At 70.7% G+C, this 22892-nt stretch carries 22 protein-coding genes; 19 read left to right on the top strand and 3 right to left on the bottom strand.

Annotated elements, in window-relative coordinates; genetic code table 11:
* Nucleotides 1-50 precede the first annotated feature (50 nt).
* The gene (locus tag KALB_RS40855) at nucleotides 51-581 is read left to right on the top strand and encodes a hypothetical protein (protein WP_236650121.1); all 531 of its coding nucleotides are present in this window, start codon (nucleotides 51-53) and stop codon (nucleotides 579-581) included.
* Here KALB_RS40855 and KALB_RS40850 read toward each other — a convergent pair.
* A complete protein-coding gene (locus tag KALB_RS40850) occupies nucleotides 553-1383 on the bottom strand; it encodes an inositol monophosphatase family protein (protein WP_025361462.1) in 831 nt (276 codons plus the stop codon). The two genes, KALB_RS40855 and KALB_RS40850, sit on opposite strands and share 29 nt — an antisense overlap.
* Nucleotides 1384-1560: 177 nt before the next feature.
* Between KALB_RS40850 and KALB_RS40845 the strand changes: the two genes are divergently transcribed.
* From KALB_RS40845 to KALB_RS40835, 3 genes are read left to right on the top strand one after another with little or no spacing between them, the layout of a single operon-like run.
* Nucleotides 1561-2688 carry a glycosyltransferase family 4 protein gene (locus KALB_RS40845; protein WP_025361461.1) on the top strand — a complete coding sequence of 376 codons (1128 nt, stop codon included), beginning with the start codon at nucleotides 1561-1563 and terminating at the stop codon, nucleotides 2686-2688.
* Nucleotides 2679-3785 (top strand): glycosyltransferase, encoded by a 1107-nt coding sequence (locus tag KALB_RS40840; protein WP_025361460.1) that lies wholly within the window; start codon nucleotides 2679-2681, stop codon nucleotides 3783-3785. The genes KALB_RS40845 and KALB_RS40840 overlap by 10 nt, the downstream gene beginning before the upstream one ends.
* Nucleotides 3786-3812: 27 nt before the next feature.
* Nucleotides 3813-4499: a demethylmenaquinone methyltransferase gene (locus KALB_RS40835; RefSeq protein WP_025361459.1), complete on the top strand. Its 687-nt coding sequence runs from the start codon at nucleotides 3813-3815 to the stop codon at nucleotides 4497-4499.
* Nucleotides 4500-4596: 97 nt separating this feature from the next.
* Here KALB_RS40835 and KALB_RS40830 read toward each other — a convergent pair whose 3' ends face one another.
* Entirely contained in the window at nucleotides 4597-5346 is a 750-nt protein-coding gene (locus tag KALB_RS40830; protein WP_025361458.1) for an SDR family NAD(P)-dependent oxidoreductase, read from the bottom strand.
* A 101-nt stretch (nucleotides 5347-5447) separates the two neighbouring features.
* Between KALB_RS40830 and KALB_RS40825 the strand changes: the two genes are divergently transcribed.
* Nucleotides 5448-6413, top strand: coding sequence for a helix-turn-helix transcriptional regulator (locus KALB_RS40825; protein ID WP_025361457.1), 966 nt, complete (start codon nucleotides 5448-5450; stop codon nucleotides 6411-6413).
* On the opposite strand, the gene KALB_RS40820 is transcribed toward KALB_RS40825, so the two are convergent.
* Nucleotides 6385-6702 carry a hypothetical protein gene (locus tag KALB_RS40820; RefSeq protein ID WP_025361456.1) on the bottom strand — a complete coding sequence of 106 codons (318 nt, stop codon included), beginning with the start codon at nucleotides 6700-6702 and terminating at the stop codon, nucleotides 6385-6387. The two genes, KALB_RS40825 and KALB_RS40820, sit on opposite strands and share 29 nt — an antisense overlap.
* Nucleotides 6703-6794: 92 nt before the next feature.
* On the opposite strand from KALB_RS40820, the gene KALB_RS40815 reads away from it, so the two are divergent.
* From KALB_RS40815 to KALB_RS40750, 14 genes are all read left to right on the top strand, one after another.
* Nucleotides 6795-8090 (top strand): geranylgeranyl reductase family protein, encoded by a 1296-nt coding sequence (locus KALB_RS40815; RefSeq protein ID WP_025361455.1) that lies wholly within the window; start codon nucleotides 6795-6797, stop codon nucleotides 8088-8090.
* A gap of 598 nt (nucleotides 8091-8688) precedes the next feature.
* Nucleotides 8689-9090, top strand: a complete 402-nt coding sequence (locus KALB_RS40810; RefSeq protein ID WP_042223125.1) for an NADH-quinone oxidoreductase subunit A — start codon at nucleotides 8689-8691, stop codon at nucleotides 9088-9090.
* Between the two features lie 11 nt (nucleotides 9091-9101).
* On the top strand, nucleotides 9102-9758 hold the full coding sequence (locus tag KALB_RS40805; RefSeq protein ID WP_025361453.1) for a NuoB/complex I 20 kDa subunit family protein: 657 nt from the start codon (nucleotides 9102-9104) through the stop codon (nucleotides 9756-9758).
* Nucleotides 9759-9860: 102 nt separating this feature from the next.
* The gene (locus KALB_RS40800; RefSeq protein WP_236650425.1) at nucleotides 9861-10490 is read left to right on the top strand and encodes an NADH-quinone oxidoreductase subunit C; all 630 of its coding nucleotides are present in this window, start codon (nucleotides 9861-9863) and stop codon (nucleotides 10488-10490) included.
* On the top strand, nucleotides 10487-11806 hold the full coding sequence (locus tag KALB_RS40795) for an NADH-quinone oxidoreductase subunit D (protein WP_025361451.1): 1320 nt from the start codon (nucleotides 10487-10489) through the stop codon (nucleotides 11804-11806). Before KALB_RS40800 ends, KALB_RS40795 begins: the two co-directional genes overlap by 4 nt.
* Complete coding sequence (gene nuoE, locus KALB_RS40790) at nucleotides 11803-12558, top strand: NADH-quinone oxidoreductase subunit NuoE (RefSeq protein WP_025361450.1); 756 nt, start codon at nucleotides 11803-11805, stop codon at nucleotides 12556-12558. The genes KALB_RS40795 and nuoE overlap by 4 nt, the downstream gene beginning before the upstream one ends.
* 10 nt (nucleotides 12559-12568) lie before the next feature.
* The gene (gene nuoF, locus KALB_RS40785) at nucleotides 12569-13870 is read left to right on the top strand and encodes an NADH-quinone oxidoreductase subunit NuoF (RefSeq protein WP_030108213.1); all 1302 of its coding nucleotides are present in this window, start codon (nucleotides 12569-12571) and stop codon (nucleotides 13868-13870) included.
* Nucleotides 13870-16344, top strand: a complete 2475-nt coding sequence (locus KALB_RS40780) for an NADH-quinone oxidoreductase subunit G (protein WP_025361448.1) — start codon at nucleotides 13870-13872, stop codon at nucleotides 16342-16344. Before nuoF ends, KALB_RS40780 begins: the two co-directional genes overlap by 1 nt.
* Complete coding sequence (nuoH, locus tag KALB_RS40775) at nucleotides 16341-17696, top strand: NADH-quinone oxidoreductase subunit NuoH (RefSeq protein ID WP_025361447.1); 1356 nt, start codon at nucleotides 16341-16343, stop codon at nucleotides 17694-17696. Before KALB_RS40780 ends, nuoH begins: the two co-directional genes overlap by 4 nt.
* On the top strand, nucleotides 17683-18213 hold the full coding sequence (gene nuoI / locus KALB_RS40770) for an NADH-quinone oxidoreductase subunit NuoI (protein WP_025361446.1): 531 nt from the start codon (nucleotides 17683-17685) through the stop codon (nucleotides 18211-18213). The genes nuoH and nuoI overlap by 14 nt, the downstream gene beginning before the upstream one ends.
* 8 nt (nucleotides 18214-18221) lie before the next feature.
* Nucleotides 18222-19055 carry an NADH-quinone oxidoreductase subunit J gene (locus KALB_RS40765; RefSeq protein WP_030108381.1) on the top strand — a complete coding sequence of 278 codons (834 nt, stop codon included), beginning with the start codon at nucleotides 18222-18224 and terminating at the stop codon, nucleotides 19053-19055.
* Entirely contained in the window at nucleotides 19052-19351 is a 300-nt protein-coding gene (gene nuoK, locus KALB_RS40760; protein WP_025361444.1) for an NADH-quinone oxidoreductase subunit NuoK, read from the top strand. The genes KALB_RS40765 and nuoK overlap by 4 nt, the downstream gene beginning before the upstream one ends.
* Nucleotides 19352-19364: 13 nt before the next feature.
* The gene (gene nuoL, locus KALB_RS40755) at nucleotides 19365-21323 is read left to right on the top strand and encodes an NADH-quinone oxidoreductase subunit L (RefSeq protein ID WP_025361443.1); all 1959 of its coding nucleotides are present in this window, start codon (nucleotides 19365-19367) and stop codon (nucleotides 21321-21323) included.
* Nucleotides 21323-22891, top strand: coding sequence for an NADH-quinone oxidoreductase subunit M (locus KALB_RS40750; protein ID WP_030108379.1), 1569 nt, complete (start codon nucleotides 21323-21325; stop codon nucleotides 22889-22891). Before nuoL ends, KALB_RS40750 begins: the two co-directional genes overlap by 1 nt.
* Nucleotide 22892: the final 1 nt, after the last annotated feature.

Genomic DNA, 22892 nt, shown 5'->3' with positions numbered 1-22892 from the left:
AGCGGCGATCCTGAGACCCGCCGCTTGGCGCGGGCCTAGACTCGGGCGTTGTGGTGGAGAACGCAGCACTGGTGGAGCACGTCGAGTGGCCCGGCTCGACCGAGCCGCCCGTACCCACCCGCTGGGCGCGGTTCGGCCTGGACACCCTGCCGGTGAACCGCCGACGTTGGCTGATCGCGGTGGTCGTCATCGCCCTGCTGATCACCCTGATCGGGCTGCTACTGGTGGTTGGTGCCTGGCGCGACGACAAGTGGATCGAGAGCAGGCCCGGGGTGCAGACCGCCGAGGTGCTCTCCACCGCCTTCGACCGGACCGTGGTGAGGTTCAACACTCCAGACGGGGCCGTGCACATCCCGATCGACGGGGTGCTCTACCCGCAGGGCCTGTCCGCGGGGCAGCTCGTCCGGGTCGAGTACGACTCCCTGCACCCCGACGCGCTGGTTCGCGTTGCCGGGCGCACCTACACGCTGACGTTCCTGCCGGTCGGCATGATCCTGGCCATCACCTGGGCGATCGCCGCCGGGCTGATCTGGTGGCTGCGCAGGCCGACACCTACTGGGCCGACTCCTGCCACCAGGTGAGGACCTCCTCGGCCACGCTGGGTGCGGCGACCAGCAGGCCGTCCACCGGCAGCGGCGAGCCCTCGCCCCGCCGGTCCAGCACCACGGCCCCGGACTCCACCGCCAGCGCGACCGCACCGGCCACGTCCCACACGTGGTAGCTGTGCAGCACGGCCGCGGCGGCGTGGCCCAGCGCCACCTGCGCCACGGACAGCGCCGCCGAACCCAGCACCCGCACCCCGGTCCGCGCCCGCGCCGCCCGCGCGATGAACCGGTCCATGCCGGGCCACGGACCGGTCTTGGTCCACTCCGTGCACATCACGGCGCCCGCGACCTCGCCCTTGTCCACCAGCTTCACCGGGGTCCCGTTCGCCCGGGTCCCGCGTCCCCTGGCGGCGGCGTAGATCTGCGCCCGGTACGGGTCGGCGACCACGCCCACCACGGGCCCGTGCTCGTCGAGCAGGGCGAGGCTGTACGCGCACCAGGGGATGCCCGCCACGTAGTTGGTCGTGCCGTCCACCGGGTCCACCACCCAGCGGTACTGGGCCTGCGCGGCGCCCTCGTCGGCGCCGAAGGCGTCGCCGAGCACCGGTATGCCGGGGAACTCCGTGGCCAGCACGCGGCGGGTGTGCCGCTCCAGCGTGCGGTCGGTGTCGGTGACCCAGTCGAAGGGCGAGTCCTTGACCTCCGGGCGCACCCCACGTCCCGCGGTCGCCGTGATCACATCAGAGGCGTCGTTGGCCAGCCTGCCTGCGACCTCCAGGGCTCTGGAGAGCAGGCCGGGATCCACCGGCTGGATCGAGCGGGAGGGCAAGACGGTCACGCCATCCGAGCGTGAACGCGATCGGTGTCCGTCGTACGACGCAGAGGTGACATCACGGGGATCACCAGATCAAGTCTGCGGGCGGGCGTGCCCCGGCGGTATCCCCGACCGGAGGTGTTCGGTCACCGTTCCCCGATCCGTCACGTGCGAGACGTGGGGGCGGCGCACGCTGGGTCGGTGCGCGTCGCGATCGTCACCGAGAGCTTCCTGCCGCAGGTCAACGGGGTGACCAACTCGGTCATCCAGGTGCTGGCGCACCTGCGTCGGCACGGTTTCCCCGCCATGGTCGTCGCGCCCGGCATGGGCGGCCCCGACCGGCACGAGGACACCCCGGTGGTCCGCGTGCCCGCGGTGGACTTCCCGTTCGTCACCTCGCTGCCGGTCGGCCTGCCCACCCGGCGGGTGCTGACCGCGCTCACCGAGTTCCGCCCCGACGTGGTGCACCTGGCCTCCCCGTTCGTGCTCGGCGCGCGCGGGCTGTCGGCGGCCCGCAAGCTGGGCATGCCGACCGTGGCCGTGTACCAGACCGACGTGGCCGGGTTCGCCAGCTCCTACGGCCTCGGGCTGGGCGCGCGGACCGCCTGGCGCTGGATGCGCCGCCTGCACACCCTGGCCGACCGCACGCTGGCGCCCTCCACCTGGGCGGTGCGCGAGCTGATCGAGCGAGGCGTGCCCCGCGTGCACCGCTGGGGCCGCGGGGTGGACGTCGAGCGCTTCCACCCGCGCAAGCGGGACGAGGCGCTGCGGGCCGAGCTGGCCCCCAACGGGGAGCTGCTGGTCGGCTTCGTGGGCAGGCTCGCGCCGGAGAAGCGGGTGGACCGGCTCGGCGCGCTGGCCGACCTGCCCGGGGTGCGGGTCGTCGTGGTCGGCGCGGGCCCGGAGGAACAGGCGCTGCGTGAGCAGCTGCCGGACGCGGCGTTCCTGGGCATGCGCACCGGTGAGGAACTGGCCAGGGTCTACGCCAGCCTGGACGTGTTCGCGCACACCGGCCCGCACGAGACGTTCTGCCAGACCGTGCAGGAGGCGCTGGCCTCCGGCGTGCCCGCGCTGGCGCCCGAGGCCGGTGGTCCCACCGACCTGATCGACCACGGGCGTACCGGGTTCCTGCTGCCGCCCTGGCCCACCGAGCGCTTCACCGAGGCGCTGCGGCAGTCCGTGCTGGACCTGCGGGACAAGACCACGCGGGCCGCCATGGGGGTGGCTGCCCGCCGATCCGTGCTGGCCAGGACGTGGCCGGTGGTGTGCGAGGAGCTGATCGGCCACTACGCCGAGGTCCTCGACCAGCCGGAGCTGAGGTGCGCGTAGTCCAGCTGGCGAACTTCTACGGCCCCCGGTCGGGCGGCCTGCGCACGGCCCTGCACCACCTCGGCGCGGGCTACGCGCGGGCCGGGCACGAGGTCGTGCTGCTCGTCCCGGGCAGGCGCGCCGCCAGCGAGCTGCTGCCCACCGGGGTGCGCCGGATCACGCTGCCCGCGCCGGTGATCCCGGGCACGGGCGGCTACCGGGCGGTGGACCCGTGGCGGGTCCGCGCCCTGCTGGAGCAGGTGCGCCCGGACCGGCTGGAGGTCTCCGACCGGCTCACCCTGCGCGGCATGGGTCACTGGGCGTCCCGGCACGGGGTGCCCAGCGTGGTGATCTCGCACGAGCGGCTGGACCGGCTGCTGCGGCAGTTCCTGCTGCCGGGGGCCACCGCGGAGCGGGTCGCCGACTGGGCCAACGCCAGGATGGCCGCCAGCTACGACACGGTGGTGTGCACGACGAGCTTCGCCCGCGAGGAGTTCGACCGGATCGGTGCGACCAACGTGCGCCGCGTGCCACTGGGGGTCGACCTGCGCGAGTTCACCCCGCGACGCCGTGACCGGGGACTGCGCGCCGACCTGGCCCGGGGCGCGCACACGCTGGTGGTGCACTGCGGGCGGCTCTCCCCGGAGAAGCACGTCGAGCGCAGTGTGGACACGGTCGCGCGGCTGCACGAGGAGGGCCACCGGGTGCGGCTGGTCGTGGCCGGTGACGGCCCGCGCCGGGAGGCGCTGGAGCGCAGGGCGGGCCGCCTGCCGGTGACCTTCCTGGGCTTCGTGCAGTCCCGCGCCCAGGTGGCGACCCTGCTGGCCTCCGCGGACGTGTCGCTGGCGCCGGGGCCGCACGAGACCTTCGGCCTGGCCGCGCTGGAGGCGCTGGCCTCGGGCACGCCGGTGGTGGTGTCGGCCTCCTCGGCGCTGCGGGAGATCGTCGCGCCGGGGTGCGGCGCCGCCGTGGACGACCACGCGCCCGCCTTCGCCACGGCCGTGTCCGAGCTGCTGGCCGACCCGGAACCCCAGCGCAGGGCGGCCGCGCGGGCCAGGGCCGAGGAGTTCCCCTGGGGGTCGGCCGTGACCGGGATGATGTCCGCCCTGCGCATGTGACCGGGTGTAGCGGCATAGGCTGCCCCCATGTCGCGAGCCGGCTTGGACAAGAACCCGCGTGAGGTCGCCGAGATGTTCGACGGCGTGGCCAAGGGCTACGACCGCACGAACTCGGTCATGACCCTGGGCTTCGACCGGCGGTGGCGCGAGTGGACCCGCCGGGCGCTGGACACCCGGCCCGGTGAGCGGATCCTCGACCTGGCCGCGGGCACCGCGGTGTCCACGGTGGAGTTCGCCAGCTCCGGTGCCTGGTGCGTGGCCGCCGACTTCTCGCTGGGCATGCTGCGCAGCGGTGCGCGCCGCGAGGTGCCCAAGGTCGCCGCCGACGCCCTGCACCTGCCCTTCGCCGACGAGTCCTTCGACGCCGCCACGGTGTCCTTCGGCCTGCGCAACTTCCAGGGCACGGTGGCCGCCCTGAGTGAGATGGCACGGGTCGTGCGGCCCGGTGGGCGGCTGGTCATCTGCGAGCTGTCCAAGCCCAGCTGGAAGCCGCTGCGTGAGCTGTACCGCAACGTGGCGCTGCGCATCCTGCCCGCGATCGCGCGGCCGGTGGCCTCCAACCCCGAGGCCTACGCCTACCTGGCCGAGTCGATCCGGGACTGGCACGACCAGCGCACCCTGGGCGAGCTCATCGAGCAGGCCGGGTGGACCGACGTGGCCTGGATGAACCTGACCGGCGGGGTGGCCGCGATCCACCGCGCCACCAAACCCTGACCGCGAGTCCCGCCCACCGGCCGGCGAGTCCCGTTCTGGGGCGCACGAGTCCCGTTCACAGGCCGGCGAGTCCCGCCCTCGGGCGCACGAGTCCCGCTCACACGGCGGTGCGGCCCCCGTCCACGTCGAGGATCGCGCCCTGCACGAAGGACGCGTCCTCGCTGGCCAGGTAGGTGATGGCGGCGGCGATCTCCTCGGGCGCGGCCGTTCGCCCGGCGGGAGCCAGCGCGGCGAGCTGGTCCAGCCCGTCGCCGAACTGCGCCGTGCCCTCGGTGCGGGTGGGTCCTGGGCTGACCGCGTTGACCCGCACGCCCATGGGCCCGAACTCGGCCGCCCAGGACTTGGTCAGCAGGCCCAGCGCCGCCTTGCTCGCCCCGTAGAGCGCCATCCCGGCTACCCCGAGCCGGGAAGCGGTCGTCAGCACGTTGACGACCGACCCGTGGCCGCGCTCGGCCATCGCGGGAGCCAGGTCGGCGACCAGCAGGAACGGTGCCCGGACGTTGACGGCGTGCACCAGATCGATGTCCTCGGCGGTGGTCTGGGCGGTGGGGCCGCCGGGGACCATCAGGCCCGCGTTGTTGACCAGGACATCGACGTGCCCGCCACCGAGCTCCACCGCGCGGCGGGCCAGTTCCCGCACCGATCCGGCGTCCCCGAGATCGGCCTGGAGGAAGTCGGCCTTGCCGCCCGTCGAGCGGATCTCGGCCACGACCGCGTCACCCCGGTCCCGGTCTCGTCCGTGCACGAGCACGTGGGCGCCGCGTTGGGCCAGCGAGGTGGCCACCGCCCGACCGATACCGCTGGTGGCGCCGGTGACCAGGGCGGTGGCGCCTGCGAGCTTCGTCATCTGTCGTCCTTCGTCGTGGGAGGCCGGTTTTCCGGCACGAGCAGGACGCTAGGAGCAATACTGGACACAATCCGCCCGGTATCGGAGAGGGAATTCCGGACATGTCCCGACCGACCGCCCGCGTGCTCGCACTGCTGGAGATCCTCCAGTCCGGTGGCACCCGCACCCTCGCCGAACTGTCCGACCGGCTCGGCGTGAACGAGCGGACCGTCCGGCGCTACCTCGACCACCTGGTCGACCTGGACGTCCCCGTGCGGGCGGTGCGCGGCCGGTACGGCGGCTACCGGTTGGCCCCCGGCTTCCGGATGCCCCCGCTGATGCTCACCGGCGACGAGGCGCTGGCGGTGCTGCTCGGCCTGGTCGCTGGGCGGCGGGCCGGGCTGGTGACCACCTCCGCCGCGGCCGTGGAGAGCGCCACCGGCAAGGTGCGGCGGGTGCTGCCCAAGGCGCTGGGCCGCAGGCTGGACGCGCTGCTGGCCACCGCGGATTTCACCGTGCGGGCCCGTCCGGTGGTCACCGCGGAGACCGAGGTCCTGCTGACGTTGGCGGAGGCGGCGCGGCACCGCCAGCCGGTCGACCTGCGGTACACCGCGTGGGGTGGGCGCCGCAGCGAGCGCACCGTGCACCCGTACGGGATCGTCGCCCACTCCGGCCGCTGGTACGTGACCGGTGCCGACTCGGCCAGCGGCGAGGTGCGCACGTTCCGGCTGGACCGGATCGAGTCCGCGGCGGTGCGGCAGGGGGAGTTCGACGTGCCCTCCGGGTTCGACCCCAGCGCCCAGGTGCTGTCCGGGCTGGCCCAGGCCCGCTACGCGCACGAGGTGTCGGTGCGGGTGCGGTGCACGGCCGAGCACGTGGGGCTCCGGCTGCCGGCCGGGATCGCCACCGTGGCCGAACTCCCCGACGGCTGGGTCCGGGTCCGGCTGTGGGCCGAACGGCTGGACTGGGTCGCCGCCGCGATCGCCTGGCTGGACCGGCCGTTCGAGATCGAGCACCCGCAGGAACTGCGCGAGCACGTGCGGGCACTGGCCGACCGGCTCAGGGCAGCAGCAGGTGACCACGCGTGAACGAGGAATCGCGCAGGTCGACGCCCTCTGCGGTGGACCGGGCCAGGCGCAGGTCCAGGGTGCTGTCGGCGAACGAGGCCCTGGCCGCGCCTAACTCCGCCTCGGTGAAGTCGGCGGCGCCCCCGCTGAACTTGACCTCACTGAAGTCCACCTTGCTCTTGCTGAACCCGACCCTGGTGAACGTGACCATGCCGGCGGCGAACTCGGTGCCCGCGAAGGACACGTTGCCCTCGCCGAGGTCGGCGTCGGTGAAGTCCCCGCCGCCCAGTCCAGGGTCGGGCAGCCGCAAGTCCTACCGCACGCCGCGACACGTCCGGTGCCCCCGAAGAGCACCGTTAGACTCGATGCGAGGTTAGTGAACGAATTCACAAGGGAGCGCGCATGACCACGCCCAGCCGACGTCGGGCAGGCGAAGACGCCGAGGTGATCGTGGTCGGTGCCGGCCCCGCCGGGTCCACCGCCGCCACCTACCTGGCACGGGCCGGGCTGGACGTGCTGCTGCTGGAGAAGTCGAACTTCCCGCGCGAGAAGGTCTGTGGTGACGGGCTGACCCCGCGTGGGGTCAAGCAGCTGATCGACCTGGGCATCGACACCCGCGAGGAGGCCGGCTGGCTGCACAACCGCGGCCTGCGGGTGGTGGGCGGCGGCATCACCCTGGAGCTGGACTGGCCGGAGCTGGCCAGCTTCCCGCCCTACGGCGTGGTGCGACCCCGCCAGGACTTCGACGACCTGCTGGCCCGCAACGCCCAGCGGGCGGGGGCCCGGCTGCTGGAGGGCACCGCGGTCACCGGCGGCATCACCGACGAGCGCACCGGCCGGGTGGTCGGCGTGACGGCCAAGGTCGGCCCGGAGAAGACCCCGGTCAGCTACCGGGCGCCGCTGGTGCTGGCCTGCGACGGGGTGTCGGCGCGGCTGGCGCTGTCGGTGGGCATCGAGAAGCGCGAGGACCGGCCGATGGGGGTGGCGGTGCGCCGCTACTACACCAGCCCGCGCACCAAGGACGACTACCTCGAGTCGCACCTGGAGCTGTGGGACCGCACGGACCCGGCCAACCCGGTGCTGCTGCCCGGTTACGGCTGGATCTTCGGCATGGGTGACGGCACGGTCAACGTGGGCCTGGGCATCCTGTCCACCTCCAAGGCCTACGGCACCACCGACTACCGCGCGCTGATGCGGTCCTGGTTGGACGGCACGCCCGAGGAGTGGGGCTTCCGCGAGCACAACGCCACCGGCAAGATCGGCGGCGCCGCGCTGCCGATGGGCTTCAATCGGGTGCCGCACTACCGCAATGGGCTGGTGCTGGTCGGGGACGCCGGCGGCATGGTCAACCCGTTCAACGGCGAGGGCATCGGCTACGCCATGCAGTCCGCCAGGCTGGCCGCCGAGTGCGTGGTGCAGGCCCTGGCCCGCCCGGCCGGGCCCTCCCGCGAGCACGCGCTGCACGCCTACCCCGCCCGGCTGCGCGAGGAGCTGGGCAGCTACTACCGGCTGGGCAACATCTTCAGCAAGCTCATCGGCAACCCGGTGATCATGCGCACGGCCACCAAGTACGGCATGCCGAGGACCACGCTGATGAAGCTGGTGCTCAAGCTGCTGGCCGGGCTGTACGACGAGAAGGACGGGGACGCGATGGACCGGGTGATCACCCTGGCCACCAGGCTGGCGCCGACGGCCTGAGATGATCATCACACCGGCGTTGTCGGGAATTGTGAGCCCGGCCACTCCGAAGTGTTCCCGAGCATTGATTTTACGCGCCGGTAACATCGCGCTCACCGCTCGCCAGGCGGTGATCACGCAGAGTTGCGGAGTGTGGCTCCGGTCACGTTCCCGCTGGTGAGAGCCCTGTAAGTTCGGACAAATGCCCCCTCGGTCGAGGGGGCATTTGTTTTTTCGAAATAGCGTCCTACGTATTTGCGGGAGCGCTTGCACGAGTTTGCACCAAATAAGCGCACCCACCCGTTCGGAGTAATCGCCGGAGCGTTCGTGAAGGATTCTCGCGGGGGCCTCTGGGCGGCCCGGGGGAGGGGGCTTACACTCGGGCTCGCTTGTGAAGTACTTCACAAGCTTGTGAACAATTTCACAAGCCGGGGGCGGTAACGGTCGGCGGGTGTCAGGGCGAACCCGCAGGTCGGAGCTGGGAAAGTTAGGGCTGCCTTACCTCGAACGAGGCGAAGCTCACCCCTAGTGTCTCCGGCGACGACGGCTCTCGCGCGCGTCCTGCGCGGGCACGGTGAGCCCGTCGGCGGCAAGAGGAAAGGACACGGACAAGGTGCTGATGCTCGAAGCCTTCGAGGCCGCAGCCCCCTCTTCGGGACTGGATCCCTACGTTCCCCTGGTGGCGTTGTTCGTGCTGGCCGCCGCATTCGCGGTGTTCTCGGTGGCGGCCGCACCGCTGGTCGGCCCGCGCCGCTACAACAAGGCCAAGCTGGACGCCTACGAGTGCGGCATCGAGCCCTCGCCCCAGCCGATCGTGGGTGGCGGCAGGATGCCCGTCGCCTACTACCTGACGGCGATGCTGTTCATCCTCTTCGACATCGAGATGGTCTTCCTCTACCCGTTCGCCGTGACCTCCGACCAGCTCGGGTTCTTCGGCGTGGTGGAGATCGTCCTGTTCATCGCAACCGTCGGGTTCGCCTACGCCTACGTCTGGCGTCGCGGCGGCCTGGACTGGAACTAGGGGAGAGCGCCATGGGCCTTGAGGAGAAGCTCCCCAACGGCATCCTGCTGGCCAGCGTCGAGAAGCTGGTCAACTGGACCCGCAAGTCCTCGCTGTGGCCTGCCACCTTCGGGCTGGCCTGCTGCGCGATCGAGATGATGACCACCGGTGCGCCGCGCTACGACCTGGCGCGCTTCGGCATGGAGGTCTTCCGCGCCTCACCGCGCCAGGCCGACCTGATGATCGTGGCGGGCCGGGTGACCAACAAGATGGCCCCGGTGCTGCGCCAGATCTACGACCAGATGCCGGAGCCGCGCTGGGTGCTGGCGATGGGCGTGTGCGCCTCCTCGGGTGGCATGTTCAACAACTACGCCGTGGTGCAGGGCGTGGACCACGTGGTGCCGGTGGACATGTACCTGCCCGGCTGCCCGCCGCGCCCCGAGATGCTCATCGACGCGATCCTCAAGATCCACCAGAAGATCATGGACGAGCCGCTCGGCCCCAAGCGCGCCGCGCTGCTCGCGGAGAGCGGCCACCGCACCGAGCTGCTGCCCTCCTCCGTGCGCTACGCCAAGGCGGGCAAGCTCGACAAGTTCCAGGGCCCCAGGGACCCGCGCACCGCGGCCAGCCCGCTGGTGGTCGGACCGGCAGCGGCCCGTCAGGCGAAACAGATCGAAGCCGGGGAGTGAGCTGAACCCGTGACTGACGAGAATCCCACCACCCCCGAGACCGGTCTGGAGCCCGCCGCCAACGGCGCGGCACCGGTCGTCTCCGGCCGCGCCCGCCAGGGCATGTTCGGCATCCACGGCTCCGGTGACACCTCGGGCTTCGGCGGCCTGCGGCTGCCCGCACACGTGGCCCCGCCCTCGGAACGGCCCTTCGGCGGCTGGTTCGACGAGGTGGCCGACGAACTGCTCGGCGCGATCGCCGAGGCCGGTCTGCCCGCCGACACCGTGCAGCAGATCTCCGTGGACCGCGGCGAGATCACCTTCTACCTGCGCAGGGAGAACCTGCTCGAGGTGGCGAGGATCCTGCGCGACGACGAAGCGCTGCGCTTCGAGCTGTGCAGCTCGGTGTCCGGTGTGGACTACGGCGCCGAGGTGGCGCAGCGGCTGCACTCGGTCTACCACCTGACCTCGATGACCTACCGGCGGCGCATCCGCCTGGAGGTCTGCGTTGACGTGGACGACGCGCACGTCCCCAGCGTGGTCCCGGTCTACCCGACCGCGGACTGGCACGAGCGCGAGGCGTGGGACATGTTCGGGATCGTCTACGACGGACACCCGGCGCTGACCCGCATCCTCATGCCGGACGACTGGGACGGCCACCCCCAGCGCAAGGACTACCCGCTGGGCGGCATCCCGGTCGAGTACAAGGGCGCCGAGATCCCGCCGCCCGACCAGCGGAGGTCCTACTCATGAGCACCGAACACGAGACCTATGCCCACGAGCGGGAGACCACCGAGGGCCCGGTCTTCACCGTCACCGGCGGGGACTGGGACGAGGTCATCGAGGAAGCCGCCGGCAACGAGCGGATCGTGATGAACCTCGGCCCGCAGCACCCGTCCACGCACGGCGTGCTGCGGCTGGTGCTGGAGCTGGAGGGTGAGACCGTCACCCAGGGCCGCACGGTGATCGGCTACCTGCACACCGGTATCGAGAAGAACGTCGAGTACCGGAACTGGACCCAGGGCGTCACCTTCGTGACCCGCATGGACTACCTGGCCCCGCTGTTCAACGAGGCCGCGTACTGCATGTCGGTGGAGAAGCTGCTCGGCATCACCGTGCCGCAGCGGGCCCAGACCGCCCGCGTGCTGCTGATGGAGATCAACCGTATCGGCTCGCACCTGGTGGCCCTGGCCACCGGCGGCATGGAGCTCGGCGCGCTGACCGGCATGACCGCCGGGTTCCGCGAGCGCGAGGAAGTGCTGCACCTGCTGGAGCACCTGACCGGTCTGCGGATGAACCACGCGTACATCCGGCCGGGCGGGCTCGCCCAGGACCTGCCCGCCGACACGGTGCAGAAGGTCCGAGAGTTCACCAAGCTCATGCACAAGCGGCTGCCCGACTACGACAAGCTGCTCACCGGGCAGCCGATCTGGCGCAACCGCATGGCGGGCGTCGGCGTGCTGCCGGTGGACGCCTGCCTGGCGCTGGGCATCACCGGGCCGATCCTGCGCTCCGCGGGCCTGGCCTGGGACCTGCGCAAGACCGAGCCGTACCTGGGCTACGAGAACTACGAGTTCGAGGTGCCCACCTCCACCGACGCGGACTGCTTCGCGCGCTACCTGCTGCGGCTGGAGGAGATCCACCAGTCGCTGCGCATCATCGAGCAGGCCGTGGACCGCCTGGAGCCGGGTCCGGTCATGGTGGAGGACGCCAAGATCGCCTGGCCCGCGCAGCTGACCATCGGCGCCGACGGCATGGGCAACTCCCTGGAGCACGTCCGCAAGATCATGGGCCAGTCCATGGAGTCGCTGATCCACCACTTCAAGCTGGTGACCGAGGGCTTCGCGGTGCCCGCCGGGCAGGTCTACGTGCCGGTGGAGTCCCCGCGTGGGGAGCTGGGTTACCACGTGGTCTCCGACGGCGGCACCAGGCCGATGCGGGTGCACGTGCGGGAACCAAGCTTCGTGAACCTGCAGTCGATGCCGCCGATGAGCGAGGGCGGCATGGTCGCCGACGTGATCGCCGCGGTGGCCTCGATCGACCCGGTGATGGGTGGGTGTGACCGATGACGACCTTCGACGAGCGGCCCGCGACGGCCGCCGAGACCGAGGTGTTCGGCCAGGACACCGTGGACAGGGCGCGGGCGATCATCGCCCGCTACCCCCGGTCCCGGTCCGCGCTGCTGCCGATGCTGCACCTGGTGCAGTCCGTGCAGGGGCACGTGAGCCAGGCGGGCATCGCGTTCTGCGCCCAGCAGTTGGACCTGTCCAACGCCGAGGTCAGCGCGGTCGCCACGTTCTACACGATGTACAAGCGCAAGCCCTGCGGCGAGCACCTGGTCAGCGTGTGCACCAACACGCTGTGCGCCGCGCTGGGCGGTGACGACATCTACGCGAAGCTGCGCGAGCACCTGGGTTCGGACGGCAAGCCGCTGGGCCACGAGGAGACCTCGGGCACGCCGGGTGAGCCGGGCTCGATCACCCTGGAGCACGCCGAGTGCCTCGCGGCCTGCGACCTGGGCCCGGTGTTGCAGGTCAACTACGAGTACTACGACAACCAGACCGCGAGTTCCGCGCTGGAACTGGTGAAGGCCCTGCAGAGCGGTCAGAAGCCCGCCCCGACCCGAGGTGCCCCGCTGAGCGACTTCCGCAAGGTGGAGCTCCAGCTGGCCGGGTTCTTCGAGGACAACGAGTCCGATGTGGACGGTCCTTCGGCGGCGGCCGAGACCGTGCGCGGGGCCAAGATCGCCAACGAGAAGGGCTGGACCGCTCCGCGCGAGCCCGACTCGGTCGAGTTCCCCGCCCTGCCCGAGAAGAAGTGAGGGGCGCACGATGACCAACGAAGTGAGTCCCCTCACCCCCGTGCTGACCAAGCGCTGGCTCTCGCCGCGGTCCTGGACGATCGGGACCTACGAGCAGTTGGAGGGCTACACCGCGCTGCGTAAGGCGCTCAAGGCCCACCCGGACCAGCTCATCCAGCTGTGCAAGGACTCCGGGCTGCGCGGCCGTGGCGGTGCGGGGTTCCCGACCGGCATGAAGTGGGGCTTCATCCCGCAGGGCGACGGCAAGCCGCACTACCTGGTGATCAACGCCGACGAGGGCGAGCCGGGTACCTGCAAGGACATCCCGCTGATGATGGCCGACCCGCACTCGCTGGTCGAGGGCATCATCATCACCTCGTACGCGATCCGTGCGAACTTCGCCGCGATCTACGTGCGCGGTGAGGCGCTGCACTGCATCCGCAGGCTCAACGCCGCGGTCAAGGAGGCCTACGCCGCCGGGTACCTGGGCAAGGACATCCTCGGCTCCGGCTTCGACCTCGACGTGGTGGTGCACGCCGGTGCGGGCGCCTACATCTGCGGGGAGGAGACGGCGCTGCTGGACTCCCTGGAGGGCCGTCGCGGCCAGCCCAGGCTCAAGCCGCCGTTCCCCGCCACCTCGGGGCTCTACGAGTCGCCGACCGTGGTGAACAACGTGGAGACCATCGCCAGCGTGCCGTTCATCGTCAACGGCGGCTCGGACTGGTTCCGCACCATGGGCCGTGACCGCTCACCCGGGCCGAAGATCTACTCGCTGTCCGGGCACGTCACCAACCCCGGCCAGTACGAGGCCCCGATGGGCACGACCCTGCGGGACCTGCTGGAGCTGGCCGGTGGCATGAAGGACGGCATCCCGCTGAAGTTCTGGACCCCGGGCGGCTCCTCCACCCCGCTGTTCACGGCCGAGCACCTGGACGTGCCGCTGGACTTCGAGGGCGCCGCCGAGGCCGGGTCCATGCTGGGCACCACCGCGTTGCAGATCTTCAACGAGACGGTGTCGGTGCCCTGGGCTGTCATGAAGTGGACCGAGTTCTACAAGCACGAGTCCTGCGGCAAGTGCACCCCCTGCCGGGAGGGCACCTACTGGCTGACCCAGATCCTGCAGCGCATGGTGCGCGGTGAGGGCACCCCCGCCGACATCGAGACGCTGCTGGACATCTGCGACAACGTGCTCGGCCGCTCGTTCTGCGCCCTCGGTGACGGCGCGGTCAGCCCGATCACCAGTGGCATCAAGTACTTCAAGGACGAGTTCCTGGCACTGTGCGAGACCAACGCGGTCAGCACGGGCAAGCACGCACTGGCGGGAGCCCACTGATGACTGTCGCACCAGAGAAGTCTGCCGAGCTGGTGGTCCCCGAGGGCCACGTGAAGCTCACCATCGACGGCCTGGAAGTGGTCGCTCCCAAGGGAGAACTGCTGATCCGCACGGCCGAGCGGCTGGGCATCGTCATCCCGCGGTTCTGCGACCACCCGCTGCTGGACCCGGCGGGCGCCTGCCGCCAGTGCCTGGTCGAGGTCGAGATGGGCGGGCGCCCGATGCCCAAGCCCCAGGCCAGCTGCACGATGACCGTCGCCGAGGGCATGGTGGTCAAGACCCAGCACACCTCGCCGGTGGCCGACAAGGCGCAGCAGGGCGTGATGGAGCTGCTGCTGATCAACCACCCGCTGGACTGCCCGATCTGCGACAAGGGCGGCGAGTGCCCGTTGCAGAACCAGGCGCTGGCGCACGGCCGCGCGGACTCCCGGTTCCACGAGACCAAGCGGACCTTCCCGAAGCCGATCCCAATCTCCACCCAGGTGCTGCTGGACCGCGAGCGCTGCGTGCTCTGCCAGCGCTGCACCCGGTTCTCCAGCCAGATCGCCGGTGACCCGTTCATCGAGCTGCTCGAGCGCGGTGCGCAGCAGCAGATCGGCATCGCGCAGGAGAAGCCGTTCCAGAGCTACTTCTCCGGCAACACGATCCAGATCTGCCCGGTCGGCGCGCTCACCAGCGCGGCCTACCGGTTCCGCTCCCGGCCGTTCGACCTGGTGTCCACGCCGAGCGTGTGCGAGCACTGCTCCTCCGGCTGTGCCGAGCGCACGGACTGGCGGCGCGGCAAGGTGATGCGCAAGCTCGCGGGCGAGGACCCCGAGGTCAACGAGGAGTGGATCTGCGACAAGGGCCGTTTCGCCTTCCGCTACGCCACGGCCGCCGACCGGCTGCTGCGGCCGATGGTCCGCGACGCGGACAGCGGGCAGCTCCGCGAGTCCTCGTGGACCGAGGCGCTGCGGGTGGCCGCCGAGGGGCTGGCCAAGGCCCGTGACGAGGCCGGTGGGGTCGGCGTGCTGGCCGGTGGCCGGCTGACCGTCGAGGACGCCTACGCCTACGGCAAGTTCGCCCGCGTCGCGCTGCGCACCAACGACGTGGACTTCCGCGCCCGGCCGCACTCCGCTGAGGAGCTGGAGTTCCTGGCCGCCAGCGTGGTCGGCACCTCGCCGGAGTCCGGGGGCGTGACCTTCCGGCAGCTCGAGTCCGCGCCCGCGGTGCTGTGCGTGGCCTTCGAGCCGGAGGAGGAGGCGCCGATCGTCTTCCTGCGGCTGCGCAAGGCCGCCCGCAAGGGCCGCACGAAGGTCTTCCACCTCGGGCAGTGGACCTCGCCCGCGGTGGACAAGACCTTCGGCACCCTGCTGCCCTGCGTGCCCGGTGGCGAGCCCGCCGCGATCGAGGGCCTGTTCTTCAACTCCGGTACGGCCGAGGCGTTCGAGGCCCTGTCCGGCAGCGGCTCGGTGATCCTGGTCGGCGAGCGCGCCGCCGAGGTGCCGGGCCTGTTCTCCTCGGTGCTGCGGCTGGCCGAGCGCACCGGTGCCAAGGCGGCCTGGATCCCGCGCAGGGCGGGGGAACGCGGCGCGCTGGACGCCGGTGTGCTGCCGAACCTGCTGCCCGGCGGCCGTCAGGTCACCGACGGCACGGCGCGGGCCGAGGTCGAGCAGGCCTGGGGCCTGGCGGCGGGCGCGCTGTCCGCCGAGCCGGGCCGCGACACCGACGCGATCCTCGGCGCCGCGGCGGCCGGTGAGCTGGGCGGCCTGCTGGTCGGCGGGGTGGACCCGTACGACCTGGCCGACCCGGAGCTGGCCCTGCGCGCGATCGAGCGGGCCGGGTTCGTGGTCAGCCTGGAGCTGCGGCCCAGCGCCGTCACCGAGCGGGCCGACGTGGTGCTGCCCATCGCGCCGTCCACGGAGAAGTCCGGCAGCTACCTGAACTGGGAGGGCAGGCGGCGCGAGTTCGGCACCACGCTGGACGGCACCGGCGCCCTGCCGGACTGCCGGGTGCTGGACACGCTCGCGGTGGAGATGGACGCCGACCTGTTCACGCAGACCCCGGCCGCGGCCAGGGCGAACCTGGAGCGGCTTGGCGCCACGGCGTCCACGCGCCGCGCCGAGCCGCCCGCCGTGCCCGCACCGCCCGCACCGGGCGCGGGCGAGGACGGGGTGCTGCTGGCGACCTGGCACCAGCTCATCGACAACGGCTCGTTGCAGGACGAGGAGCCGAACCTGGCCGGTACCGCCCGCACCCCGGTGGCCCGGCTGTCCGCCGCCACCGCGGAGCAGTTCGGCGTGGTCGCGGGCGAGCAGGTCACCGTGGCCACCGAGCGCGGTTCGGTGACGCTGACCGCGGAGCCCGCCGACCTGCCCGACGGTGTGGTGTGGCTGCCCCTGAACTCCGGGGTGTCCCGGCTGCGCCGTGAACTCGGTGCGGGCCACGGCGCCACGGTCTCGCTGCGCCCGCAAGCTCGCGGAGGTAACTCATGATCGCCCACGCCTCGGCGCCGCGCCCGGACACGGCGCAGCTGCTGGCCGGTGACCCGTTCTGGCTGATCGTGGTCAAGACGCTCGGGATCTTCGTGCTCCTGGTCGTGATGACCCTGTTCATGATCTGGTTCGAACGCCGGGTCGTGGCCCGCATGCAGCACCGCCCCGGCCCCAACCGGGTCGGGCCGGCGGGTCTGTTGCAGTCCCTCGCGGACGGCCTGAAGCTGGCGTTCAAGGAGGACATCCGGCCGGTTCTGGCCGACAAGTGGGTGTTCTTCCTGGCCCCGGTGATCTCCTGCGTGCCCGCCTTCCTCGCCTTCGCGGTCATGCCGCTGGGCGGGGAGGTGGACCTGTTCGGGGTGCACACCGCGCTCCAGTTGGCCGACCTGCCGGTCGGCGTGCTGGTGGTGCTGGCCTGCTCCTCGGTCGGGGTCTACGGCATCGTGCTCTCCGGCTGGTCCTCCGGCTCCCCGTACCCGCTGCTGGGCGCGCTGCGCTCGGCCGCGCAGGTGATCTCCTACGAGATCGCGATGGGCCTGTCGATCGTGGCGGTGATCCTGTCCGCGCACTCGCTGTCCACCGCGGAGATCGTCAACGCCCAGCAGGACTTCTGGTACGGGATCGTGCTGATCCCCAGCTTCCTGATCTATCTGGTGTCGATGGTCGGTGAGACCAACCGCGCGCCCTTCGACCTGGCCGAGGCCGAGTCGGAGCTGGTCGGTGGCTTCCACACCGAGTACAGCTCGCTGAAGTTCGCGCTGTTCTTCCTCGCCGAGTACATCAACATGGTCACCGTCTCGGCCTTCGCCACCACGCTGTTCCTCGGCGGCTGGCACGCCCCGTTCTTCCTCTCCGAGGTCGGCGGCGGGGTGCTCAACTCCGGCTGGTTCGGTCCGCTGTGGTTCATCGCCAAGATGATGGTGCTGCTGTTCGCGTTCGTGTGGCTGCGCGGCACGCTGCCCCGCATGCGCTACGACCAGTTCATGAAGCTGGGCTGGAAGGTGCTGGTCCCGGTCAGCCTGGTGTGGATCGTGCTGGTGGTCTGCGTGCGCGCACTACAGGCCGGTGGTCAGACCACGCTCAACGTCAGCATCATCGTGGGCATCGTTGTGCTCGCCATCCTGGTGCTGGTCATGATCATCCCGGACCGCAAGCCCGCCTCCGACCCGAACCGGGTCATGGTGACCGGCAGTGGCTACCCGCTGCCCCCGCTGGACCTGAAGGTCCCCAAGGCACCCAAGCGTCAGCGCCGATCCCCGGTCGCGCAGGCGGCAGAGCCCGAACCGACAGCACTCACCCCTTCCGGGGTAGCTGCGTCCACCAGCAAGGAGGCCAGCGATGGGGGTGTTTGATCCCCTCAAGGGCTTCGGCGTGACCTTCTCGACGATGTTCAAGAAGGTCGTGACCGAGCAGTACCCGGAGGACTACCGGCCCACCGCGGCCCGCTACCACGGGCGCCACCAGCTCAACCGGCACCCGGACGGGCTGGAGAAATGCGTGGGCTGCGAGCTGTGCGCCTGGGCCTGCCCCGCCGACGCGATCTTCGTGGAGGGCGGCGACAACACCGAGGACGCGCGCTTCTCGCCCGGTGAGCGCTACGGCGCCGACTACCAGATCAACTACCTGCGCTGCATCGGCTGCGGCCTGTGCATCGAGGCCTGCCCGACCCGCTCGCTGACGATGACCAACTTCTACGAGCTGGCCGACGACGACCGGCAGAGGTTGATCTTCACCAAGGAGGACCTGCTGGCCCCGCTGCTGCCCGGCATGGAGCAGCCGCCGCACGCCATGCGGCTGGGCGAGAACGAGCAGGACTACTACGTCAACGGGCCCGAGCTGGCCCGCAAGGCGGGGGAGGTGGCCCAGTGAGTGCACTGATGAGTTTGCTTGCACAGGCCCCGGCCGCACCCGCCGCCGACCCGGTGACCACCGGCGAGGCCGTCGCCTTCTGGATCCTCGGGCCGCTGGCCCTGGCCGGCGGTCTGGGCATGCTGTTCGCCCGCAACGCCGTGCACTCCGCGCTGTGGCTGGTGCTGTCCATGCTCAGCCTGGGCATCCTCTACATGATCCAGCAGGCGCCCTTCCTGGGTTTCGTGCAGATCATCGTCTACACCGGCGCGATCATGATGCTGTTCCTGTTCGTGCTGATGCTGGTGGGCAGGGACAGTTCCGACTCGGTGGTCGAGGTGCTGCGCGGTCAGCGGCTGACCGCCGCGGTGTTCGGCCTGGGCTTCGCGGGCATCGCGGTGGCCGCGCTGGTGCGGGCCCTCAACCAGGTGCCCTCCGCGGGACTGGCCTCGGTCAACGCGCAGAACGGCGGCAACGTGGCCAACATCGGCCGCGCGCTGTTCACCGACTACCTGTTCCCCTTCGAGCTGACCTCGGCGCTGCTGATCACCGCGGCGGTCGGCGCGATGGTGCTGGCCTTCGCGGGCAAGGAGCGGCAGGCCCGCAAGACCCAGCGGGAACTGGTCATCGAGCGGTTCCAGGGCGACCGGCCCTCCCCGCTGCCCGGCCCCGGTGTGTTCGCCACGGCCAACTCGGTGGCCACCCCGGCGCTGCTGCCCGACGGTTCGGTGGCGCCCGAGTCCCTGTCCGAGCTGATCGAGGGCACCTCCGCCGAGCTGTTCGGCGAGGAGCGCGCCTCGGTGGCGGGCACCGGGCACGCCGCCGACGCGCACGCGCTGACCGGTGAGGAGGCCGCGCGATGACCCCGACCTACTACCTGCTGCTGTCGGCACTGCTGTTCAGCATCGGCACGATCGGTGTCCTGGTGCGCCGCAACGCCATCGTCGTGTTCATGTGCATCGAGCTGATGCTCAACGCGGTGAACCTGACCCTGGTCACCTTCGCCCGGGTCAACGGCCAGCTCGACGGCCAGGTGATGGCCTTCTTCGTGATGGTCGTGGCCGCCGCCGAGGTCGTGGTCGGCCTGGCGATCATCATGTCCATCTTCCGGACGCGGCGCTCGGCCTCGGTCGACGACTCGAACCTGCTCAAGTACTAGAGGGGCACCGGGAATGACGCACACTCTGCTGGCCGCCGAAGGGGCTCTCCCGGCGGCCGGGGTAGCACAGTCTGCCTGGCTGCTGCTCGCACTGCCGCTGTTCGGCGCCGCCGTGCTGCTGCTCGGTGGCAAGGCCACCAACAAGTGGGGGCACCTGCTCGGCTGCGCGACGGTGATCCTCGCCTTCGTGTACGGCCTGACGCTGTTCCTGTCCACGACCTCGCTGAAGGCCGCGGACCGGATCCAGGAACTGCACCTGTTCTCCTGGATCCCGGTGGACTCGCTCAGCATCGACTTCGGGCTGCGGCTGGACCCGCTGTCGCTGACCTTCGTGCTGCTGATCACCGGGGTCGGCTCGCTGATCCACGTGTACTCGATCGGCTACATGTCGCACGACACCGACCGCCGCAAGTTCTTCGCGTACCTGAACCTGTTCGTGGCGGCCATGTTGCTGCTGGTGCTGGGCAACGGGTTCGTGACGCTGTACTTCGGCTGGGAGGGCGTGGGTCTGGCCTCCTACCTGCTCATCGCCTTCTGGCAGCACAAGCCGGCCGCGGCCACCGCCGCGAAGAAGGCCTTCCTGATGAACCGGGTCGGTGACGTCGGCCTGGCCGTGGCGATCTTCCTGATGTGGGCGAACCTCGGCACCACGCAGTACACCGAGGTGTTCGCCAAGATCGGCACCCTGGACGGCGGCACGGTGCTGGCGATCAGCCTGCTCCTGCTGCTGGGCGCCTGCGGCAAGTCCGGTCAGTTCCCGTTGCAGGCCTGGTTGCCCGACGCCATGGAGGGTCCGACCCCGGTCTCCGCGCTGATCCACGCGGCGACCATGGTCACCGCCGGTGTGTACCTGATCGCCAGGTCCAACCCGATCTACGACCTGACCGCCGACGGCAGGCTGGTCGTGACGATCATCGGTACGGTCACCCTGCTGATCGGGTGCGTCATCGGCTGCGCCTACGACGACATCAAGAAGGTGCTGGCCTACTCCACGGTCAGCCAGATCGGCTACATGATCCTGGGTGTGGGCCTGGGCCCGGTGGGCTACGCGCTGGGCATCACGCACCTGCTCACCCACGGCTTCTTCAAGGCGGGCCTGTTCCTCGGCGCCGGTTCGGTCATGCACGGCATGAACGACGAGGTGGACATGCGCCAGTACGGCGGCCTCGCCAAGAAGATGCCGATCACCTTCGCCACCTTCGGCCTCGGCTACCTGGCGCTGATCGGCTTCCCGTTCCTGTCCGGCTTCTACTCCAAGGACGCGATCATCGAGGCCGCGTTCGGCCAGGAGGGCTGGCGGGGCTGGGTGTTCGGCGGGGCCGCGATGCTCGGTGTGGCGCTGACCGCGTTCTACATGACCCGGCTGATGCTGATGACCTTCTTCGGCGAGCAGCGCTGGAAGAACCTGAAGTCCAGCGACGGCAGGGACTACCACCCGCACGAGTCCCCCGCGGTGATGACCGTTCCGATGATCATCCTGGCGGTCGGCTCGGTGTTCGCCGGTTTCCTGCTCACCAACGGCAACTTCCTCGCCAACTGGCTGGAGCCCTCGCTGGGTGAGCTGAAGGAGGCGGGCCACCCGCCGCTGCCCGCGGCCGCCATGACCGCGCTGTCGCTGGGGCTGATGGTGGTCGGCGTGGGCCTGGCCTGGCTGTTCGTCGGCCGCAAGCCGGTGCCGGTGACCAAGCCCGAGCGGGTGTCCTGGGTCGTCCGGGCCGCCCGCGCCGACCTGTACGGCAACAAGCTGAACGAGACGCTGTTCGCCAAGCCCGGTGAGGCGTTGACGAAGGGCCTGGTCATCGCCGACGACAAGGCGGTGGACGGCACGGTGACCGGGATCGCCGGTGCGCTGGCCTTCCTGTCCTCGCGGTTGCGGCGCACCCAGACCGGGTTCGTGCGCTCCTACGCGCTGACCATGCTCGGCGGCTCGGTCCTCGTGGTCGCGGCACTGCTGATGGTGAGGTTCTCCTGATGGGAACGGGTTTGCTGCTCGCGCTCCTGCTGCTGCCGTTGCTGGGCAGCCTCGGGGTGGCGTTCCTCAAGCACGACGACCTGCTCGCCAAGCGGGTCACCCTGGGCGTCACCCTGCTGGAGCTGGTGCTGGCCGTGCTGGCCTTCACCGCGTACAGCCCTGGTGGGGCGCGCATCCAGTTCGCCAGCTCGGTGGACTGGATCTCCCAGGTGGGCGTGCACATCTCCTTCGGCGTGGACGGCATCGCGCTGGTCATGATCGGCGTGATCGCCCTGCTGGTGCCGATCGTGGTGCTCGCGGGCTGGGCCGACAAGCTGCCGCAGGGCCGCAGCGCCGCGGGCTTCCTGTCCCTGGTGCTGGTGCAGGAAGCACTGATGGTCGGCGTGTTCGCGGCCACCGACGTGTTCCTGTTCTACGTGCTGTTCGAGATCATGCTGATCCCGATGTACTTCCTCATCGGCGGCTACGGCGGCGCCCGCAGGCAGTACGCGGCGGTGAAGTTCTTCCTGTACTCCTTCCTCGGCGGCCTGATCATGCTGGCCTCCGCGATCGGCTGCTACGCGCTGGCCGCCGACAAGCTGGGCAAGGGCACCTTCGACTGGGCCACGCTGGTCCAGGTCGTGCACGACGCCCCGCTGGAGACGCAGATCTGGCTGTTCTTCGGGTTCTTCATCGCCTTCGCGATCAAGGCCCCGCTGGTGCCGCTGCACACCTGGCTGCCCGACGCCGCCGAGCAGGCGCCCGTGGGCATCGCGGTGATCCTGGTCGGCGTACTGGACAAGGTGGGCACCTTCGGGTTCCTGCGCTACAACCTGCCGATGTTCCCCGACGCCAGCAAGGCACTGGCCCCGCTGGTGATGGTGCTGGGCGTGCTCGGTGTGCTGTACGGCTCGCTGCTGGCCACCGGTCAGCGCGACCTCAAGCGGTTCATCGCGTACGTGTCCATCGCGCACTTCGGCTTCATCGCGATCGGCATCTTCGCCTTCACCGCGCAGGCACAGGTCGGCGCGGTGTCGTACATGGTCAACCACAGCCTGGCCACCGGCATGCTGATCCTGGTGATCGGCATGGTGATCGCGCGCGGCGGCTCCACCTCGATCGCCGACTACGGCGGCATGGCCAAGCTGACCCCGTTGCTGGGCGGCATGTTCCTGATCGCCGGTCTGTCCACGCTCTCGCTGCCGGGCACCAACTCCTTCGTCAGCGAGTTCCTGGTGCTGCTGGGGTCCTTCCCGACCCAGCCGGTAGCCGCGGTGCTCGCCACGATCGGCATGATCCTGGCCGCGCTGTACGTGCTGTGGCTGTACCAGCGGATCATGCAGGGCCCGGTGCGCGGCACCGCGCTCGTGGGCATCTCCGGTGGCCCCGGTTCGGCCACCGACCCGGAGAAGGCCAAGGTGCTGGACCTGTCCGGCAGGGAGATCGCGGTGCTCGCCCCGCTGGTGGCGTTGATCGTGCTGCTGGGCGTGTACCCCAAGCCGGTGCTCGACGTGGTCAACCCGTCGGTCACGGCGACACTGACCTCGGTGGGGGCGGCCGTTCCGGCCGCCGCGCAGGAAGGCAAGTGAC

It is taken from the genome of Kutzneria viridogrisea DSM 43870, from assembly GCF_000525635.1.
GTDB lineage: Bacteria > Actinomycetota > Actinomycetes > Mycobacteriales > Pseudonocardiaceae > Kutzneria > Kutzneria viridogrisea.
This window is presented reverse-complemented; position numbering and strand designations above follow the sequence as displayed.

What these genes read in the sequence shown, in the direction of transcription:
- KALB_RS40835 (WP_025361459.1), top strand. Translation starts at nt 3,813, where the DNA reads ATGTCGCGAGCCGGCTTGGACAAGAACCCGCGTGAGGTCGCCGAGATG.
- KALB_RS40830 (WP_025361458.1), bottom strand. Translation starts at nt 5,346, where the DNA reads ATGACGAAGCTCGCAGGCGCCACCGCCCTGGTCACCGGCGCCACCAGC.
- KALB_RS40825 (WP_025361457.1), top strand. Translation starts at nt 5,448, where the DNA reads ATGTCCCGACCGACCGCCCGCGTGCTCGCACTGCTGGAGATCCTCCAG.
- KALB_RS40815 (WP_025361455.1), top strand. Translation starts at nt 6,795, where the DNA reads ATGACCACGCCCAGCCGACGTCGGGCAGGCGAAGACGCCGAGGTGATC.
- KALB_RS40810 (WP_042223125.1), top strand. Translation starts at nt 8,689, where the DNA reads ATGCTCGAAGCCTTCGAGGCCGCAGCCCCCTCTTCGGGACTGGATCCC.
- KALB_RS40805 (WP_025361453.1), top strand. Translation starts at nt 9,102, where the DNA reads ATGGGCCTTGAGGAGAAGCTCCCCAACGGCATCCTGCTGGCCAGCGTC.
- KALB_RS40800 (WP_236650425.1), top strand. Translation starts at nt 9,861, where the DNA reads ATGTTCGGCATCCACGGCTCCGGTGACACCTCGGGCTTCGGCGGCCTG.
- KALB_RS40795 (WP_025361451.1), top strand. Translation starts at nt 10,487, where the DNA reads ATGAGCACCGAACACGAGACCTATGCCCACGAGCGGGAGACCACCGAG.
- nuoE (WP_025361450.1), top strand. Translation starts at nt 11,803, where the DNA reads ATGACGACCTTCGACGAGCGGCCCGCGACGGCCGCCGAGACCGAGGTG.
- nuoF (WP_030108213.1), top strand. Translation starts at nt 12,569, where the DNA reads ATGACCAACGAAGTGAGTCCCCTCACCCCCGTGCTGACCAAGCGCTGG.
- KALB_RS40780 (WP_025361448.1), top strand. Translation starts at nt 13,870, where the DNA reads ATGACTGTCGCACCAGAGAAGTCTGCCGAGCTGGTGGTCCCCGAGGGC.
- nuoH (WP_025361447.1), top strand. Translation starts at nt 16,341, where the DNA reads ATGATCGCCCACGCCTCGGCGCCGCGCCCGGACACGGCGCAGCTGCTG.
- nuoI (WP_025361446.1), top strand. Translation starts at nt 17,683, where the DNA reads ATGGGGGTGTTTGATCCCCTCAAGGGCTTCGGCGTGACCTTCTCGACG.
- KALB_RS40765 (WP_030108381.1), top strand. Translation starts at nt 18,222, where the DNA reads ATGAGTTTGCTTGCACAGGCCCCGGCCGCACCCGCCGCCGACCCGGTG.
- nuoK (WP_025361444.1), top strand. Translation starts at nt 19,052, where the DNA reads ATGACCCCGACCTACTACCTGCTGCTGTCGGCACTGCTGTTCAGCATC.
- nuoL (WP_025361443.1), top strand. Translation starts at nt 19,365, where the DNA reads ATGACGCACACTCTGCTGGCCGCCGAAGGGGCTCTCCCGGCGGCCGGG.
- KALB_RS40750 (WP_030108379.1), top strand. Translation starts at nt 21,323, where the DNA reads ATGGGAACGGGTTTGCTGCTCGCGCTCCTGCTGCTGCCGTTGCTGGGC.